At 57.1% G+C, this 14,827-nt stretch carries 15 protein-coding genes and 1 tRNA gene; 11 read left to right on the top strand and 5 right to left on the bottom strand.

Going from position 1 to position 14,827, the window contains the following annotated elements; translation table 11 throughout:
• Positions 1-47 precede the first annotated feature (47 nt).
• From murI to hemA, 5 genes are read right to left on the bottom strand one after another with little or no spacing between them, the layout of a single operon-like run.
• Positions 48-842, bottom strand: a complete 795-nt coding sequence (gene murI, locus ACEN2T_RS07135; RefSeq protein WP_179179543.1) for a glutamate racemase — start codon at positions 840-842, stop codon at positions 48-50.
• Positions 835-1,590 (bottom strand): molybdopterin-synthase adenylyltransferase MoeB, encoded by a 756-nt coding sequence (locus ACEN2T_RS07130; RefSeq protein WP_442116506.1) that lies wholly within the window; start codon positions 1,588-1,590, stop codon positions 835-837. Before ACEN2T_RS07130 ends, murI begins: the two co-directional genes overlap by 8 nt.
• Entirely contained in the window at positions 1,584-2,414 is an 831-nt protein-coding gene (gene prmC / locus ACEN2T_RS07125) for a peptide chain release factor N(5)-glutamine methyltransferase (protein ID WP_442116505.1), read from the bottom strand. Before prmC ends, ACEN2T_RS07130 begins: the two co-directional genes overlap by 7 nt.
• Positions 2,415-3,497, bottom strand: coding sequence for a peptide chain release factor 1 (prfA, locus tag ACEN2T_RS07120; protein WP_032886121.1), 1,083 nt, complete (start codon positions 3,495-3,497; stop codon positions 2,415-2,417).
• The gene (gene hemA, locus ACEN2T_RS07115; protein WP_032886119.1) at positions 3,494-4,783 is read right to left on the bottom strand and encodes a glutamyl-tRNA reductase; all 1,290 of its coding nucleotides are present in this window, start codon (positions 4,781-4,783) and stop codon (positions 3,494-3,496) included. The genes prfA and hemA overlap by 4 nt, the downstream gene beginning before the upstream one ends.
• Positions 4,784-4,965: 182 nt before the next feature.
• On the opposite strand from hemA, the gene ACEN2T_RS07110 reads away from it, so the two are divergent.
• From ACEN2T_RS07110 to sctJ, 11 genes are all read left to right on the top strand, one after another.
• Positions 4,966-6,690 carry a tetratricopeptide repeat protein gene (locus ACEN2T_RS07110; RefSeq protein WP_032886118.1) on the top strand — a complete coding sequence of 575 codons (1,725 nt, stop codon included), beginning with the start codon at positions 4,966-4,968 and terminating at the stop codon, positions 6,688-6,690.
• Positions 6,691-6,694: 4 nt separating this feature from the next.
• Positions 6,695-7,312, top strand: a complete 618-nt coding sequence (lolB, locus tag ACEN2T_RS07105) for a lipoprotein insertase outer membrane protein LolB (protein WP_095183772.1) — start codon at positions 6,695-6,697, stop codon at positions 7,310-7,312.
• Between the two features lie 49 nt (positions 7,313-7,361).
• Complete coding sequence (gene ispE, locus ACEN2T_RS07100) at positions 7,362-8,165, top strand: 4-(cytidine 5'-diphospho)-2-C-methyl-D-erythritol kinase (RefSeq protein WP_185168227.1); 804 nt, start codon at positions 7,362-7,364, stop codon at positions 8,163-8,165.
• Positions 8,166-8,202: 37 nt separating this feature from the next.
• Positions 8,203-8,277, top strand: a tRNA-Gln gene (locus ACEN2T_RS07095).
• Between the two features lie 46 nt (positions 8,278-8,323).
• Positions 8,324-9,265: a ribose-phosphate pyrophosphokinase gene (locus tag ACEN2T_RS07090; protein ID WP_003171603.1), complete on the top strand. Its 942-nt coding sequence runs from the start codon at positions 8,324-8,326 to the stop codon at positions 9,263-9,265.
• Positions 9,266-9,403: 138 nt separating this feature from the next.
• Positions 9,404-10,009, top strand: coding sequence for a 50S ribosomal protein L25/general stress protein Ctc (locus ACEN2T_RS07085; protein ID WP_032886113.1), 606 nt, complete (start codon positions 9,404-9,406; stop codon positions 10,007-10,009).
• A 165-nt stretch (positions 10,010-10,174) separates the two neighbouring features.
• The gene (pth, locus tag ACEN2T_RS07080; protein ID WP_442116504.1) at positions 10,175-10,759 is read left to right on the top strand and encodes an aminoacyl-tRNA hydrolase; all 585 of its coding nucleotides are present in this window, start codon (positions 10,175-10,177) and stop codon (positions 10,757-10,759) included.
• Between the two features lie 22 nt (positions 10,760-10,781).
• Positions 10,782-11,882 carry a redox-regulated ATPase YchF gene (gene ychF, locus ACEN2T_RS07075; protein WP_095183770.1) on the top strand — a complete coding sequence of 367 codons (1,101 nt, stop codon included), beginning with the start codon at positions 10,782-10,784 and terminating at the stop codon, positions 11,880-11,882.
• 303 nt (positions 11,883-12,185) lie between these two features.
• Entirely contained in the window at positions 12,186-13,109 is a 924-nt protein-coding gene (locus ACEN2T_RS07070) for a sigma 54-interacting transcriptional regulator (protein ID WP_442116503.1), read from the top strand.
• Between the two features lie 541 nt (positions 13,110-13,650).
• The gene (locus ACEN2T_RS07065; protein WP_442116502.1) at positions 13,651-14,019 is read left to right on the top strand and encodes an EscI/YscI/HrpB family type III secretion system inner rod protein; all 369 of its coding nucleotides are present in this window, start codon (positions 13,651-13,653) and stop codon (positions 14,017-14,019) included.
• Positions 14,020-14,024: 5 nt separating this feature from the next.
• A complete protein-coding gene (gene sctJ / locus ACEN2T_RS07060; RefSeq protein WP_122752377.1) occupies positions 14,025-14,825 on the top strand; it encodes a type III secretion system inner membrane ring lipoprotein SctJ in 801 nt (266 codons plus the stop codon).
• The last annotated feature ends 2 nt before the right edge of the window (positions 14,826-14,827 follow it).

Below are 14,827 nucleotides of genomic sequence, written 5' to 3'. Positions count from 1 at the left end.
CGCAGTGCCAGAAGTTCAGCGTCTAATGGCGATATTTCACGAAATTTTCACGCGCCAAAGCTTCGCACAACTCCGGAATATTTCCACAGTGTCGGTAGGATATTTCTTAGGTGATACACATCACCGCTGGTCCAGAACTGCGCAGGCTCAGGATCACCGTGGGCAAGCAGGTCGCGTTCGCCCAGTAAACGCTTGAGCTGGCGAGCCACGGCGGCGCCGGTGTCGATGAGGATGATGCTGGGGGGCAGCATCTGCGCCAGGAGCGGCTTGAGGAAGGGATAGTGGGTGCAACCGAGGATGAGGGTGTCGCAACCGGCGCTTAGCAGCGGCTCGATGTAGCCCTGCAACAACTGACGCAGGGCCGGGCTGTGCAGATCACCGGTTTCAATCAGCTCCACCAGGCCCGGGCACGGCTGGGTGATCACCTGCACATCGGTGGCGAAACGGTCGAGCAACGCGGCGAACTTGGCACTTTGCAGAGTACCGGTGGTGGCCAGCACACCGACCACGCCACTGCGCGTGGCGGCAGCCGCAGGTTTGACGGCGGGTTCCATGCCCACCAGCGGCCAATCGGGATAGTCCTGGCGCAAGTCGGCTACGGCGGCGACGGTCGCGGTATTGCAAGCGATCACGAACGCCTTGGCGCCCCGTTCGCGGAAAAACTCAGCGACCCGCCGTGAACGCTCACGAATAAATTCGGGGGTTTTCTCGCCATAGGGGATATGCCCGCAATCGGCCACGTACAGCAGCGATTCGTGGGGCAACAGTTGCTGAATTTCATCCAGCACCGACAAGCCGCCGACCCCGGAATCGAACACACCGATCGGCGCGTCCTTAATCATGTTGCGTCCCACAGACACTGCATCCGGGATCACGCTTGACCCGCAATTCACGAAAGCGCGTGGTCAAGGCATCAATCAATAACAAGCGGCCCACCAGCGGTTCACCAAAACCGGCAAGCAGCTTCAAGGCTTCCAAGGCTTGCAGGCTACCGACCAGCCCCACCAACGGCCCGACCACCCCCGCTTCGCTGCACGTAAGCTCGGTGTCGCTGCCATGCCCGTATAAACAGTGGTAACACGGGCTTTCGGCGCGACGCGGGTCGAAGACAGACAATTGGCCTTCAAGCCGAATTGCCGCGCCGCTGATCAACGGCTTGGCTGCGACGACGCAGGCGGCGTTGACCGCTTCGCGTGTGGAGAAGTTGTCGCTGCAATCGAGCACCACGTCTACCGCCGCCACTGCGGCCGCCAGGGAGTCGGCGTCCAGCGCGGTGCGATGGGCAACCAACGTGATTTCAGGGTTGATGGCGGTCAGGCGGCGCAGCGCCGATTCGACCTTGGTCTGCCCAACGCTGTCGGTGTCATGGATGATCTGGCGTTGCAGGTTGGTCAGGTCGACGGTGTCGAAGTCGGCCAAATGCAGCTCGCCCACGCCCGCAGCGGCCAGATACAGCGCCACCGGCGCGCCCAGGCCACCGAGCCCGACGATCAGAGCTCGGCTGTTTTTCAGGCGTAATTGGCCCTCGATGTCGACATGTTGCAACAGAATCTGTCGGCTATAGCGCAACAGCTCCTGATCAGTCAGCACGGGCGACGTCCCAGGGTGATGCGTTCGTGACCACCGAGGTCGAGACGGCTATGCACTTCGTCAAAACCCTGGCTCAGCAACAGATCACGTACGGCCAAAGCCTGATCGTAACCGTGTTCGAGCAGCAGCCAGCCACCCGCATTCAGGTGGGCCGGCGCCTCGTTGATGATCAACCGCAAGTCGTCCAGACCATCATGGCCCGCCACCAGCGCACTGGCCGGTTCGAAACGTACATCGCCTGCGACCAGATGCGGGTCGTTGTCAGCGATATAAGGCGGATTACTGATGATCAGATCGTAACTGCGACCTTGCAGTGAGCTGAACCAATGACTGCTCAGCACTGTGGCGTTATTCAGGTGAAGACGCTGGCGGTTGCGTTCGGCCAGGGCCACGGCTTCAAGCACACGGTCGACGGCAGTGACTTGCCAGGCCGGGCGCTCACTGGCCAGGGCCAGGGCGATGGCGCCGCTGCCGGTGCCGAGGTCGAGAACCTTGGCTGGCGTGGCCGGCAGTAATTCCAGGGCCGCCTCCACCAGCAGTTCGGTTTCCGGACGCGGGATCAGCGTGTGAGGCGCGACCTCTAGGTCCAGCTTCCAGAAGCCTTGCTGGCCGAGAATATAAGCGACCGGCTCACCCCCGCGGCGGCGCTGGAGATAGCCGGCAAAGGTCAGAGCGTCTTCGCTGCTGACGATTTTTTCCGGCCAGGTGTGCAGGTAGCTGCGGGATTTGCCCAGGGCAGCCGCCAGCAACAATTCCACATCCAGGCGCGCAGTGGGCGAGTCTGGCAAATCAGCGGCACGCAGCAGGCTGGCGATGATGGTCATTTATTCACCTATCGCGGCCAGTTGATCGGCCTGGTATTCGGCGAGCAAGGGCTCGATCACCGCATCGACGCCACCGGCAAGAATCTCGTCGAGGGAGTACAGGGTGAGGTTGACCCGGTGGTCGGTGACCCGGCCCTGGGCAAAGTTGTAGGTGCGAATGCGCTCTGAACGGTCGCCCGACCCCACCAGCAACTTGCGCTCACTGGCAATCGCATTGGCGGCGGCGCTGGTTTGCTGGTCGTTGAGTTTGGCCGACAACCAGGACATGGCCCGTGCACGGTTCTTGTGCTGGGAACGCTCTTCCTGGCATTCCACCACGATGCCCGACGGCAAGTGGGTGATGCGGATCGCCGAGTCGGTCTTGTTGACGTGCTGCCCCCCGGCACCCGACGAGCGGTAAGTGTCCACGCGCAAGTCCGCGGGGTTGATCTCGATGGCTTCCTGCTCGTCAGGCTCAGGCAGTACGGCCACGGTGCACGCGGAGGTGTGGATACGGCCTTGGGATTCGGTCGCTGGTACACGTTGTACGCGGTGCGCGCCGGATTCGAACTTCAGCTTGCCGTAGACATTCTCGCCTTCAACCCGCGCGATGACTTCTTTATAGCCGCCGTGCTCGCCCTCGTTCTCGGACAGGATCTCCACACGCCAGCCACGTCGCTCGGCATAGCGCGAATACATACGGAAGAGGTCGCCAGAGAAAATCGCCGCCTCGTCACCACCGGTGCCGGCGCGGATTTCGAGGAACACGTTGCGTCCGTCGTTGGGATCCTTGGGCAGCAGCATGCGTTGCAGGTCGCCTTCCAGCGCGATCAGCTTGTCCTTGGCTTCGCGGACTTCTTCGACGGCCATTTCGCGCATGTCCGGGTCGCTGTCCTTGAGCAGCGCCTGGGCGCCTTCAAGGTCGGCTTGGGTCTTCAGCCATTGTCCGTAGGTGCTTACGATCGGCTCAACTTCCGCGTATTCCTTGGAATAGGTACGAAATTTGGTCTGATCGGAGATGACTTCGCCATCGCCGAGCAAGGCGGTCAGTTCTTCGAAACGGTCCTGGAGCACGTCCAGTTTATTGAGCAGTGACGCTTTCATTGCGATTTTTTATCCGAAGAGCTATCTGACGCGCCCTCACCGAGGGCAAAGAGTTCCTGGGCCATGGCCAGCGCATCGAGGCGGCCTTCGGCAGTCAATTTTTTAAGCTGCACGCTGGGGGCGTGGAGTAACTTGTTGGTCAACCCACGGGCCAGTTGCATCAGCACCTCTTCAGCGCTACCGCCGTTGGCCAGCAAACGCTGGGCCTTGAGCAGTTCCTCGTCGCGCAGGCGTTCGCCCTGCTGACGATACGCCTTGAGCACATCCACCGCCGCCAGTTCACGCAGACGCACCATAAAATCTTCGGCACCGGTGCTGACCATCTCCTCGGCAGCCTGGGCAGCCCCTTGGCGACTCTTGAGATTTTCGGCGACCACTTCGTGCAGATCGTCGACGCTATAGAGGTAAACGTCGTCCAACTCGCCGACTTCGGGCTCGATATCCCGGGGAACGGCGATATCCACCATGAAAATCGGTTTATGCTTGCGCAGCTTCAGCGCACTTTCCACCGCGCCTTTGCCCAGAATCGGCAATTGGCTGGCAGTGGAGCTGATGACGATATCGCTGCGCACCAGTTCAGCCGGAATATCCGCCAGCAGCACGGCGTGGGCACCGAATTGTTCGGCGAGGATGCTGGCCCGCTCCAGGGTGCGGTTGGCGACCACGATGCGCTTTACACCCAGGTCATGCAGATGACGGGCGACCAGGGTGATGGTCTCGCCGGCGCCAATCAGCAAGGCCTGGCTGCGCTGCAAGTCGCTGAAAATCTGTTTGGCCAGGCTGACGGCGGCAAATGCCACGGACACCGGGTTTTCGCCGATGGCTGTATCAGTGCGCACTTGCTTGGCGGAATTGAACGTGGCCTGAAACAGCCGACCCAGCAACGGACCAACGGTACCGGCCTCACGCGCCACGGCGTAGGCGGACTTCATCTGGCCCAAAATCTGCGGCTCGCCCAATACGAGCGAATCGAGACCCGCGGCCACACGCATCATGTGACGAACTGCCGCATCCTCTTCGTGCACATAAGCGCATGCGCGCAGGTCGTCGAGGCTTAAATGGTGGTAATCGGCCAGCCAGCGCAGGACGACATCCGCTGAAAGATGTTCCTGCTCTATATAAAGCTCGCTGCGATTGCAGGTCGAAAGGATCGCAGCTTCGCGGCTGTCGGTGAGCCGGCAGAGCTGCTGCAAGGCCTCAACCAACTGCTCTGGCGTAAACGCCACGCGCTCGCGCACGTCTACGGAGGCAGTCTTGTGGTTAATACCGAGTGCGAGGAAGGCCATTCAATATCGCTGATGATGTCGGGAAGCCGACAATTGTCCTACTTCGAAAGATTCAGAACAACCACCGTCGTCTATTGTCCTAATGCCTTGTGTCTATAAAGGCATCAACTGAGACTCGGTTATGTTTGGCCGAAGGCTTGTGTCATGATGATCCGACCGCAGGTTAGTCGTCCTCTTCCTATATGAATAGATCCTCCGCGTTGCTCCTTGCTTTTGTCTTCCTCAGCGGCTGCCAGGCCTTGGCCCCCGTGTCGTCGGACGGTACGCCGCCGGTAGAAGACAGCACCCCCGCCCCTGAAAAGCCCAAGGTTTATTCCTCGTTCAGTGAAGAAACGGTGTTCAGCCTGCTGAGTGCGGAACTGGCTGGCCAGCGCAATCGCTTCGATATTGCGCTGGATAACTATGTGACCCAGGCCATCAACACCCAGGACCCAGGCATCTCCGAACGCGCATTTCGCATCGCCGAGTATCTGGGAGCCGATCAGGCTGCGCTGGATACCTCGCTGATCTGGGCAAAAAACGCACCGGACGATCTGGAGGCGCAACGTGCCGCAGCCATTCAACTGGCGCGGGCCGGGCGCTATGACGACTCCATGGTCTATATGGAGAAAGTCCTGCAAGGCAAGGGTGATACCCATTTCGACTTCCTCGCGCTGTCGGCTGCCGACACCGACCAGGACACGCGCAATGGCCTGATGAAGAGTTTCGACCGCCTGCTTCAAAAGCATCCCAAGAACAGCCAACTGATTTTCGGCAAGGCCCTGTTGCTGCAACAGGACGACGAGCCTGACGCCGCGCTGAAGCTGCTGGAACAGAACCCGCCGGACGATGGCGAGATTGCGCCGATCCTGCTGCGTGCACGCCTGCTGCAAAATCTCAATCGCGGCAAGGAAGCCATTCCGCTGCTGGAAAAAAGCATCAAGAAGTACCCGGACGACAAACGCCTGCGATTGACCTATGCGCGCATGCTGGTTGAGCAGGACCGTATGGAGGACGCCAAAGTGCAGTTCGCCAATCTGGTCCAGCAATACCCGGACGACGATGAGCTGCGTTACTCACTGGCGCTGGTATGCCTGGAGGCCAAGGCCTGGGATGAGGCCAAGGGCTATCTGGAAGAACTGATCGAGCGTGAAAGCCATGTGGACTCCGCACACTTGAACCTGGGCCGTATCGCGGAAGAACGCAACGACCCACAAGCTGCCCTGCTCGAATACGCTCAGGTTGGCCCCGGCAACGACTACCTGCCCGCCCAGTTGCGCCAGGCCGACATCCTGATGAGTAACGGGCGCACTGATGAGGCGGAAAAACGCCTGACCGCGGCCCGCGATGCCGAGCCGGACTACGCGATCCAGCTGTACCTGATCCAGGCCGAGACCTTGTCGGCCAACAATCAGGGCGAGCGCGCCTGGAAACTGCTGCAACAAGCCTTGTTGCAATTCCCCGACGATTTGAACCTGCTGTACACCCGTGCCATGCAGGCGGAAAAACGCAATGACCTGGCGCAGATGGAAAAAGACCTGCGCCTGATCATCAAGCGCGACCCCGACAACGCCATGGCTCTCAACGCCCTGGGCTACACCTTGTCTGACCGCACCACGCGCTACGACGAAGCCAAGGTGCTGATCGAACAAGCGCACCAACTCAACCCGGAAGACCCGGCCGTACTCGACAGCCTAGGCTGGGTGAATTACCGCCTGGGCAACCTGGATGAGGCCGAACGCTTACTGCGCCAAGCGCTGGAGCGCTTCCCCGATCAGGAAGTCGCGGCGCACCTGGGTGAAGTGCTGTGGGCCAACGGCAAGCAGCGCGAAGCACGTCAAATCTGGGAAAAATTCCTCAAGGAACAACCCGAAAGCCCCATCCTGCGCGGCACCATCAAGCGCCTGACCGGATCCGAGACCCTTTAAGCTTATGTTCTTGCGCCACGTTGTAGTGTTCAGTCTTATTGCCCTGCTCGCCGGTTGCGCGGGCGTAGGCACCCGTGAATCCGTTGAAGGCCAGGGCAACCCGGCGCAATGGAAACAGCATAAGGATCAGCTCAGCAGCATCGATGGCTGGCAGATCGAAGGCAAAGTCGGCGTTCGCGCCCCCAAGGACTCGGGCAGCGGCACCTTGTTCTGGCTGCAACGCCAGGACTACTACGACATTCGTTTGTCGGGCCCGCTGGGCCGTGGTGCCGCTCGCCTGACGGGTCGCCCGGGTCAGGTCAGCCTCGAAGTGGCCAACCAAGGTCGCTATGAAGCGACTTCGCCGGAAGCGCTGCTTGAAGAACAGATTGGCTGGAAGCTGCCCGTGTCACACCTTGTGTGGTGGGTGCGTGGCTTGCCCGCGCCCGATAGCAAGAGTCGACTGAGCCTTAATGGCGACAGCCGCCTCGCCTCGCTGGAGCAGGATGGCTGGCAGGTCGAATACCTCAGCTATACCGAACAGGGCGGTTACTGGCTGCCGGAGCGTATCAAGCTGCATGGCACTGACCTTGACGTCACGCTGGTGATCAAGGACTGGCAACCGCGCAAGCTGGGGCAATAACGTGACTGTAGAAAAACTGACCCTGCCCTCCCCCGCAAAACTCAATCTGATGCTGCACATTCTCGGTCGTCGTGAAGACGGCTATCACGAGTTGCAGACGCTTTTCCAATTTCTCGACTACGGCGATGAACTCACCTTCGCCGTACGCGACGACGGCGTGATTCAACTGCACACAGAATTCGAAGGCGTGCCCCACGACAGCAACCTCATCGTGAGGGCAGCAAAAAAACTTCAGGAACAATCCGGTTGTTCGTTGGGCATCGATATCTGGATCGATAAAATTTTGCCCATGGGCGGCGGAATCGGTGGTGGCAGCTCAAATGCCGCGACGACATTGCTGGGCTTGAATCACTTATGGCAACTGGGTTGGGACCATGATCGCTTAGCAGCGCTGGGCCTTACGCTGGGCGCCGACGTCCCGGTTTTCGTGCACGGACACGCCGCTTTTGCTGAGGGTGTAGGGGAGAAACTCACCCCGGAATACCCCGAAGAGCCGTGGTATGTCGTGCTTGTGCCGCAAGTATCTGTAAGTACAGCAGAAATTTTTTCAGATCCGTTGTTGACACGTAACTCTTCTCCCATTAAAGTGCGCCCCGTTCCCAAGGGAAACAGTCGAAATGACTGCTTACCGGTTGTAGCAAGGCGTTATCCAGAGGTACGTAACGCTTTGAATTTGTTAGGTAAATTTACCGAAGCAAAATTAACCGGAACTGGAAGTTGTGTGTTTGGGGGCTTCCCAAACAAAGCTGAAGCTGATAAAGTCTCGGCCCTTCTTACAGAGACCCTTACAGGGTTTGTAGCAAAGGGAAGCAACGTTTCGATGTTGCATCGCAAGCTGCAAAGTCTGCTCTAAAAGGAACCGAGTACTGGGTACTCGTTGCAACAGATACAGGGGCGTCGCCAAGCGGTAAGGCAGCAGGTTTTGATCCTGCCATGCGTTGGTTCGAATCCAGCCGCCCCTGCCATTTTCTAATACTCATCCAGGTTACCCTCAGCCTCTAGGTACTGCGCGTGTCCAAGATGATGGTCTTTACGGGGAACGCCAACCCCGATCTGGCTCGACGTGTCGTACGTCAGCTGCATATCCCTCTCGGTGACATCTCTGTCGGTAAATTTTCCGACGGCGAAATTACAGCCGAGATCAATGAAAACGTCCGCGGTAAAGACGTATTCATTATTCAGCCGACCTGCGCTCCGACCAACGATAACCTGATGGAACTCGTCGTGATGGCTGATGCCTTCCGCCGCTCCTCAGCGACTCGAATCACAGCTGTAATCCCTTATTTTGGTTATGCCCGTCAGGATCGCCGTCCGCGTTCCGCACGTGTGGCTATCAGTGCGAAAGTCGTTGCTGACATGCTCACCGTGGTAGGTATCGATCGTGTTCTTACGGTTGACCTGCACGCTGACCAAATCCAGGGGTTCTTCGATATTCCGGTAGATAACATCTACGGCTCGCCAGTACTGGTGGACGATATCGAAGACCAGCGCTTTGAAAACCTGATGATCGTGTCCCCGGACATTGGTGGCGTCGTGCGTGCACGGGCTGTTGCCAAATCCCTGGGCGTTGATCTCGGGATCATCGACAAACGCCGCGAGAAAGCCAATCACTCTGAAGTGATGCATATCATCGGTGATGTCGAAGGGCGTACCTGTATTCTGGTTGATGACATGGTCGACACCGCCGGCACCCTGTGCCACGCGGCGAAAGCCTTGAAAGAGCACGGTGCTGCAAAAGTGTTCGCCTACTGCACACACCCTGTGCTGTCGGGCCGCGCGATCGAGAACATCGAGAACTCTGTGCTGGACGAACTGGTGGTGACTAACACCATCCCGTTGTCCGCTGCTGCACAAGCCTGTGCGCGTATCCGTCAACTGGATATCGCACCGGTAGTTGCCGAAGCGGTTCGCCGCATCAGCAATGAAGAATCGATCAGCGCGATGTTCCGCTAAGGGTCAAACCTTCGGATCACCTCACTGACGAAAAGCGCCCCGCCCCAGCATTCTGCTGGGGCGGGGCTTTTTTGCCCATATCGCCTTTAGCGCTGGTCGCAAACGCTGGGGCGAATGTGGTTATTTTGGAGATACAACATGAACGATTTTACTCTGAATGCTGAAGTGCGTTCCGACCTGGGGAAAGGTGCGAGCCGCCGCCTGCGTCGTCTCGCAAGCCTGGTTCCAGCTGTAGTTTACGGTGGCGAAAAAGCCCCTGAATCCATCAGCATGCTGGCTAAAGAAGTTGCCAAACTGCTCGAAAACGATGCTGCCTACAGCCACGTTATCGAACTGAACGTTGGCGGCAAAAAGCAAAACGTCATCATCAAAGCTCTGCAACGTCACCCATCCAAGGGTCACGTCCTGCACGCTGACTTCGTACGTGTCGTAGCCGGCCAGAAACTGACCGCTATCGTACCTGTGCACTTTGTTGGTGAAGAAGCTCCGGTCAAGAAAGGTGGCGTTGTTTCCCACACCACTACCGAGCTGGAAGTAAGCTGCCTGCCGAAAGATCTGCCTGAGTTCATCGAAGTCGACCTGTCGGCTGCTGAAATCGGCACCATCATTCACCTGTCCGACCTCAAGGCCCCTAAAGGCGTTGAGTTCGTTGCACTGGCTCACAACGACGACAAGGCTGTTGCCAACGTCCACGCGCCACGTGTTGTAGCAGAAGATGAAGCAGGCGAAACCGCTGCAGAGTAATGCTCTGCGGCATCGGAGCTTGAGGAAACATCGCGGACCGAAACGTAGCGAGAAAGCGGGCGATAACGCGAAGTTTATCTCTGGATAAGTGAGCTCCTGTCGTCCACTTTCGCCGCACTCCGGTCAGGCGATGTTATCCACAACTCCAAAGGAAGGGCCCCTGTCGTGACTGCCATTAAACTGATCGTTGGCCTGGGAAATCCAGGCGCCGAATACGAACAGACCCGGCATAACGCGGGGGCCCTTTTTGTTGAGCGTATCGCCCATGCCCAAGGTGTAAACCTGGGGGCCGATCGCAAATATTTTGGCCTGACCGGGCGCTTTTCGCACCAGGGTCAGGATGTTCGTCTGCTGATTCCCACCACCTACATGAACCGCAGCGGCCAAGCTGTTGCGGCGCTTGCGGGCTTCTTTCGAATCAAACCCGAAGAAATCCTGGTGGCCCATGACGAACTGGATCTGCCACCCGGCGTAGCCAAGCTCAAGCTTGGCGGCGGGCACGGCGGGCACAACGGCCTGCGCGACATCATCGCGCAGTTGGGTAATCAGAATAATTTTTACCGTCTGCGGCTCGGCATTGGCCACCCAGGCGTTGCAAGTATGGTTTCAAATTTCGTCCTGGGTCGTGCGCCACGCGCCGAACAGGAAAAACTCGATGCCAGCATCGACTTTGCCCTCGGCGTGCTGCCGGATATCTTCGCCGGTGAATGGAACCGCGCGATGAAAAACCTGCACAGCCAGAAGGCCTGACTTTTTTCCGAGGGGAAACACCATGGGATTCAATTGCGGCATCGTCGGCCTGCCCAACGTCGGCAAATCCACCTTGTTCAACGCTTTGACCAAGTCCGGTATTGCGGCGGAGAACTTCCCCTTCTGCACCATCGAGCCTAACAGCGGTATCGTGCCGATGCCGGATACACGCCTGGACGCTCTGGCAGCGATCGTCAATCCGAAGCGTGTACTGCCGACCACCATGGAGTTCGTCGACATCGCAGGCCTGGTAGCCGGCGCATCGAAAGGTGAAGGCCTGGGCAACAAGTTCCTGGCCAACATCCGCGAAACCGATGCCATCGCCCACGTGGTCCGCTGCTTTGAAGACGAGAACGTGATTCACGTCTCCAATAGCGTCGACCCGAAACGCGACATCGAGATCATTGACTTGGAATTGATCTTCGCTGACCTCGACAGCTGCGAGAAGCAACTGCAGAAAGTCGCGCGCAACGCCAAGGGAGGCGACAAAGACGCCGTGGTCCAGAAAGGCCTGTTGGAACAGTTGATCGCGCACTTCACCGAGGGCAAGCCGGCACGCAGCCTGATGAAAAGCATGGGCGCTGACGAGAAGGCCGTGATCAAGGGCTTCCACCTGCTGACCACCAAGCCAGTGATGTACATCGCCAACGTGGCTGAAGACGGTTTCGAGAACAACCCGTTGCTCGACGTGGTCAAGGCCATCGCCGACGAAGAAGGCGCCATCGTGGTGCCGGTTTGCAACAAGATCGAAGCGGAAATCGCCGAGCTTGATGACGGCGAAGAAAAAGACATGTTCCTCGAGGCCCTGGGCCTGGAAGAACCAGGTCTGAACCGCGTGATCCGCGCCGGCTACGAAATGCTCAACCTGCAGACTTACTTCACCGCTGGTGTCGAAGAAGTCCGCGCTTGGACCGTCAAGGTCGGCGCCACCGCGCCACAAGCTGCTGGCGTGATCCACACCGACTTTGAAAAAGGCTTTATCCGCGCAGAAGTGATCGCCTACAACGACTTCATCCAATTTAAAGGTGAAGCCGGTGCCAAGGAAGCCGGTAAGTGGCGCTTGGAAGGTAAGGAATATATCGTCAAGGATGGCGACGTGATGCACTTCCGCTTTAACGTGTAAGCGGCCGCCGCAAATAAAAAAGCCGATGCAATGCATCGGCTTTTTTGTGGGCTATGATTAAAACTCAGACAAAGAAAACACCCACACTCAATTATCAGATTCCCCCTACTCACTTCCCAGGTTTATAGATACAACAACACTCAAACAACTAAATAGCTATAACCAACGATGTTTTCCTACACCATTGCAGTACATACCCGCTTTAAGCGCACATCATAATCCTTATACGCTTCACTTTAGCGATCGGCGTCTGGATAACGCCGTTAAACAGTGAAACACTCGCAACAATGGAGCGCCCAGTTAATGCCGGCCCACTCTAATGGGGAAAATGAATCGACCATCTTACTCAATGATGGCCCGGATATTGAAAACACACTTAACAGTACGGCATCCCTCAACATTGACATTTTACTACTGGGGGAAACCGGTACTGGCAAAGATACATTGGCACAACGGGTTCATCGCTTATCGGGACGACGGGGTAATTTTGTTGCCGTGAACTGCGCAGCTATTCCTGAAAGCCTCGCAGAAAGCCAATTGTTCGGAGTCAACAGCGGTGCTTATACCGGGGCAATGCAATCACGGGCCGGATTTGTCGAAGCCGCCCATCTAGGTACCCTGTACCTCGACGAAATCGACAGCATGCCATTGTGCTTGCAAGCCAAACTGCTACGGGTGCTGGAGTCGCGTGGGGTGGAGCGCTTGGGCTCAACCCGTTTTATACCGGTGGACATGCGCGTCATCGCGTCCGCACAGCATTCGCTTTATCAGATGGTCGAGCACGGCACTTTCAGGCGTGACCTGTACTTTCGCCTGAATGTCGTCAACATCCAGCTCCCGCCGCTGCGCGATAGGCGAGAACGCATCATCCCGCTGTTTCTGGAAATGATCCAACAAGAAGCTGCCCAGTTCAAATGCAATGCCCCGCCACCGCCTGGTGGGCTGTTGCAACAGCTGCTGTGCCACCCCTGGCTAGGCAATGTTCGTGAACTACGCTCGACGGCCAAAAGATTCGTGCTGGGCCTGCCACCGCTTTCGACGTCGTCGAGCCAGTTGCAGGATAACCAAATGAACCTTAAGGCACGCCTGCAGCACATTGAAAGGGCATTGATTAAAGAGTCCTTGTGCCGCCATCTCTACTGCGTGGATACCGTGGCGATTGAGTTGGGTATTGCGAAGCGCACGCTGTACTACAGGATGAAACAATTGGACATCTCATTGGCTTGAGGACACAGAGCTCATTAAAGGCTCAGTAAGGGGGCCATGCTTCTACCCTCAGCACTCCAATCATCCAGAAATATCTAGCCATAGACATATCAGGAACGCTTTAGCGTTGCGAGCCACATATTCAAAGCCTGGTTCAAGTTACAAAAAGTTCCAGACATCAGGGCTTGGTTCACGACACGTGAATCAACGTTCAAAATATCCAAATCGGAGTCTTATTATGAATGGTATATCCGGTAGCAGTTCATACGGTGGATACGCATACGGCAACAGCATGATGTCCAGTGAACTCGATGGAGTACAGAGTGGCAGTGGTTCCCGTTCCGCTTCTGAACGCGCAGAGGAAGTCGCCGAGCTTACGTTCCAAGAAAGTTTGAAATCAAAGATGATTTCGGGCTTGTACGCCGCGGCTAAAGAAATTCGCTCGTAACATGATTACCTCCCTGGCTCATTAGCCGGGGAGGTTGTCATATGAGTCGATGTAATAAATGCGGCATCAGCCATTATCAAGAACCTGCTTCAGACACCTCACCGCAGGCCCTATATGCAGATAGAAGCATTTGACTTTTCAACGCCAAACAAACTTCACAGCAACACGGGCGCCACACGGGAACCTTCAGCTTCTAGTACGGATGTTGGTTTCTTCACCTCAATGCTCGAAGGTCCGATATCAAAAACGCCTGCCTTCGCCAACCATACTGTATTGGCCATGCTGACAGAGCCATCAAAACATATCGTAGATGCCAAAGATCGCCTTGCACGCGCGTTGAAATCATCAAGTAAAGGGATGGACGCTGACAAGTTCAGAGAGTATCCGCAGGAACTTTCTAATGTAGCGCTAACGACCCAGCTTTTAGTAAAGAGCCTTGGCAAGACAAGCCAATGCATCGACAAAATCTGTAACCTGCAATAGTGAACATGACTAAATACCTGCCTGCCGCCCTACTTCTGACTTTTGCATTCATGCTAAACGGTTGCAGCGACCGCGTTGAACTTCATCGACAGCTTTCTGAGCAAGAAGCCAATGAAGTGGTAGCGGAATTGGCAGACAAACATATTCGCGCCCAAAAAATCCCGTCCAAAGACGGTGTCGTCGTGGCGGTTAACACCGCCGATATCGGGCGTGCCGTACGTACATTGGAAGCCGCAGGATTACCTAGAGTGGCACGAACCACGCTGGGCGATACCTTTCGCAAGGAAGGGGTTATTTCCACTCCACTGGAAGAACGAGCACGCTATATCTACGCCTTATCCCAGGAGCTTGAAGCCACCTTATCCAACATTGACGGGGTAATTATTGCCCGGGTGCACGTGGTATTGCCCGAACGCATCGCACCGGGAGAACCAGTCCAGCCCGCTTCAGCGTCAGTATTCATTAAGCATGACCCACGGCTGGATCCCGATAATATTCGCGCGCGCGTTCGCAGGATGGTGGCGAGCAGCATTCCAGGCATGACCACTGCAGTGGATAACCTGCAAAAACTCAGCGTGATCTTTGTACCTGCCACCACCTACCAAGAGCAGCAGCGGCTGGTGTATTTCGGCCCTTTCCTGGTGCCAAGCGATGATCTTGGGTTTTGGCGAGGCAGTGTTATCGCGGTACTGCTTGGCGTGGCGTCCTCCTTGGTTGCCGGGCTATTCCTGTTCAGCCGCCGCCAGCATCCTCAGCAAGAGCCGCGCATAGCCCACGAACAGGATGGCACCTCTCATGACACCTGAGC

This window comes from Pseudomonas sp. W22_MBD1_FP4 (assembly GCF_052113765.1).
Taxonomy (GTDB): Bacteria; Pseudomonadota; Gammaproteobacteria; order Pseudomonadales; family Pseudomonadaceae; genus Aquipseudomonas; species Aquipseudomonas sivasensis.
Note: the sequence above shows the minus strand (reverse complement) of the source record. Positions and strands in the feature narration are given on the sequence as shown.

Bases quoted from the DNA above. Each gene is read 5' to 3' on its own strand.
- murI (WP_179179543.1), bottom strand. From the start codon at position 842: ATGATTAAGGACGCGCCGATCGGTGTGTTCGATTCCGGGGTCGGCGGC.
- prmC (WP_442116505.1), bottom strand. From the start codon at position 2,414: ATGACCATCATCGCCAGCCTGCTGCGTGCCGCTGATTTGCCAGACTCG.
- prfA (WP_032886121.1), bottom strand. From the start codon at position 3,497: ATGAAAGCGTCACTGCTCAATAAACTGGACGTGCTCCAGGACCGTTTC.
- hemA (WP_032886119.1), bottom strand. From the start codon at position 4,783: ATGGCCTTCCTCGCACTCGGTATTAACCACAAGACTGCCTCCGTAGAC.
- ACEN2T_RS07110 (WP_032886118.1), top strand. From the start codon at position 4,966: ATGAATAGATCCTCCGCGTTGCTCCTTGCTTTTGTCTTCCTCAGCGGC.
- lolB (WP_095183772.1), top strand. From the start codon at position 6,695: ATGTTCTTGCGCCACGTTGTAGTGTTCAGTCTTATTGCCCTGCTCGCC.
- ispE (WP_185168227.1), top strand. From the start codon at position 7,362: ATGCTGCACATTCTCGGTCGTCGTGAAGACGGCTATCACGAGTTGCAG.
- ACEN2T_RS07085 (WP_032886113.1), top strand. From the start codon at position 9,404: ATGAACGATTTTACTCTGAATGCTGAAGTGCGTTCCGACCTGGGGAAA.
- ychF (WP_095183770.1), top strand. From the start codon at position 10,782: ATGGGATTCAATTGCGGCATCGTCGGCCTGCCCAACGTCGGCAAATCC.
- ACEN2T_RS07070 (WP_442116503.1), top strand. From the start codon at position 12,186: ATGCCGGCCCACTCTAATGGGGAAAATGAATCGACCATCTTACTCAAT.
- ACEN2T_RS07065 (WP_442116502.1), top strand. From the start codon at position 13,651: ATGCAGATAGAAGCATTTGACTTTTCAACGCCAAACAAACTTCACAGC.
- sctJ (WP_122752377.1), top strand. From the start codon at position 14,025: ATGACTAAATACCTGCCTGCCGCCCTACTTCTGACTTTTGCATTCATG.